We start from the raw sequence: 2,486 nt of genomic DNA, 5'->3' as shown, positions 1-2,486 counted from the left end.
CGGTGGGCCCCCGCGAACAGATTGCGGTGGTGAAGGTGGGCGAACGGGCCATGCTCCGGTAGGCGGGCACTGCGGATGGTGAGCAGTTCCGGCGGCGGCACGGGCTGCGCCAGGCTGTGTGCGGGGTCGGCGGTCTGTATCATCCAGCCGAGGATGTCCGTGTCGGTGAAGGTGTCGTGCAGGGTGTGGCCGCCAGACGCGTCCACGGTCATCATCAGTTCGCGTGTCCACTGCTGGCCGCGCGGCAGGCGGGAATGGATGACGTTCTGCTCGGCGATGCGGATGCGGTCGGGCAATACCTCGGTGATGATGGCGACGTGGCCGGTGCGCTCGAATTCGCCGCCTTCGTCCCAAATCAGCAGCGCCCCCGCTTCAGGTTGCTTGCGGCTGCCGTTGGCATAGGCTTGCAGCGGCAGCAGGGCATCGTTGACCACCTGGCGCAGGAAGCGCAGCGAGAAGATTTCGTAAGCCATGCCGACATCGGTGAAGACCATGCCGTGATTGAGGTAGAGGTAGCGGCGGGCGAACTCGACGCACTGCCATTTGTAGCCCATGTATTCGTCGCCGAGGTAACTGCGGTAGGCAGCATCGTCGGGAAACTCGCGCTCGTCGGCGCTGTCATAGTCGGAAGAATAGATGGCGATGCCGCCCGGCGCGTAACCAAGCAGGCTGCCGAAAGGGTCGTTGGTGTGGATGTTGGCGGATTTTTCAGGGCTGGTTTCGGACATGGGAATGGGTCGTTGTTTATAGGAAGGGCGCGATTGTACGCCTCTGCGCAAAGGGTGGCGTAGGAGCGAAGAGCAATGCCTTCATGCGGGAGGATACGGAATAGCCACTATCAACGACATCCACGGCAGTAAATCCAGCATTTATCCCGCTTGGCGCCCCCGCAAGGATGCGCAGCATATCCTCACCTGTACGCTACAATGTCCATCCGCTCACACCCTGCCCCCTTATGACCACCGCTATTCCCGCCCTGAATCCCCAGCAAACCGAAGCCGTTACCTACCTCGGCGGCCCGCTGCTTGTCGTTGCCGGTGCCGGCAGTGGCAAGACCGGCGTTATCACCCAGAAAATCGCCTGGCTGGTGCGTCAGGCACGTTATCCGGCGAACAGCATCTACGCCCTCACCTTCACCAACAAAGCCGCACGGGAAATGGGCGAGCGGGTGCGCGCCATCCTCGGCAAAGAAGCGCGCGGCCTGCATATCTCAACCTTTCACCGCCTGGGCCTCGACATCCTGCAAAAAGAACACCTGGCGGCAGGATTGCGGCGCAACTTCACCATCTTCGACGCCCGCGACGGCGCGACCCTTATCAAGGAACTGAGCAAACAGGAAGACGACGCACAAGTCCGGCAGATACAGGCGCAAATATCGGCCTACAAAAACGCCAACATCGCGCCCGCCACCGCGCGCAGCCTCGCCCAAAACGACGAACAGGTGCTGGCCGCGCACATCTACCACCACTACAACGAACGCCTGCGTGCTTACAACGCCGTCGATTTCGACGACCTCATCACCCTGCCGCTTGCCCTTTTCAAAAACCATGACGACGTGCGCACCCGCTGGCAGCACCGCATCCGCTACCTGCTCATCGACGAATACCAGGACACCAACGACAGCCAGTACCAACTGCTGCAACTGCTCGTCGGCGCAGCCGCCGCCTTCACCGCTGTCGGTGACGACGACCAGTCCATCTACGCCTGGCGCGGCGCGCAGCGGCGGTTTGCAGGGCGTCGCGTGTTGCGGCGGTTTGCAGGGCGTCGCGTGTTGCGGCGGGCAGGCAGGCGAGGGCTTGTTGCAGGTCGTCCTGGCTGAGTGTGAGTTCTGCCATGCTGCGCGCGTTGGTGCCATCAAAGCAGTTGGTGTATTCGAGCAGCGCCGCGTCGCCACGCTGGCGCACATCGGCGCAGATGTTGGCGACGGCGCGTTCTACCGCAGGGTCTTGTGCATTTTCAAAGGCAAGCAGTGCGGCGAGTGCTTGCGGAAAGTCGGTGTCGCGTGAGTTGAGTTTTTTCATGGCGGGTCTCGTGACGGGTGGGCGCCGCATTATAACGGCTGCTGACGGGAATCGCTGAATTTCGCAAAATTTTTAGTGTTGTACACTAAAACCGTAGCGAGTCGCACAAAAAAACCTATCAATCTTCGAAAATCCCGCTACACTTCGCCCTCCCACGATTCGAAAAACAGGAGATTTCATCCATGAACCCCGTCGTCCTTGCCGTCAGCCTGATGCTTATTCTCTCGCTGGCGCGCGTCCACGTTGTTTTCAGCCTGATTATCAGCGCCTTTATCGGCGGCATGGTGGCCGACATTCCGGCAGACACCATCCTCGCCGCCTTTCCGGATGCGGGCGTGAGCGCCCCCGATGCCATTCTGAAACTCAAGTATTTGGTCAAGGTGTTTGAAGCGGGTATCGCCGATGGCACCAGCACCGCGCTTTCTTATGCGGTGCTGGGCGCGTTCGCCGTCGCCATTTCTTATT

General features: G+C 60.8%; 2 protein-coding genes and 2 pseudogenes. 2 read left to right on the top strand and 2 right to left on the bottom strand.

What is annotated here, in order from left to right; all coding sequences use genetic code 11:
- On the bottom strand, positions 1–728 hold a 728-nt coding region (locus tag Q0349_RS11820; RefSeq protein ID WP_298081196.1), incomplete at its 3' end, for a CHAP domain-containing protein.
- A gap of 167 nt (positions 729–895) precedes the next feature.
- On the opposite strand from Q0349_RS11820, the pseudogene Q0349_RS11815 reads away from it, so the two are divergent.
- Positions 896–1,663: pseudogene (locus tag Q0349_RS11815) on the top strand (UvrD-helicase domain-containing protein); the annotation flags it as partial.
- Positions 1,664–1,667: 4 nt separating this feature from the next.
- On the opposite strand, the gene Q0349_RS11810 reads toward Q0349_RS11815, so the two are convergent.
- Entirely contained in the window at positions 1,668–2,021 is a 354-nt protein-coding gene (locus Q0349_RS11810) for a histidinol dehydrogenase (protein ID WP_298081195.1), read from the bottom strand.
- A 182-nt stretch (positions 2,022–2,203) separates the two neighbouring features.
- Between Q0349_RS11810 and Q0349_RS11805 the strand changes: the two are divergent.
- Positions 2,204–2,486: pseudogene (locus Q0349_RS11805) on the top strand (sodium:proton antiporter); the annotation flags it as partial.

Source organism: uncultured Cardiobacterium sp., assembly GCF_938028185.1.
In the GTDB taxonomy this organism is placed as follows: Bacteria; Pseudomonadota; Gammaproteobacteria; order Cardiobacteriales; family Cardiobacteriaceae; genus Cardiobacterium.
Note: the sequence above shows the minus strand (reverse complement) of the source record. Positions and strands in the feature narration are given on the sequence as shown.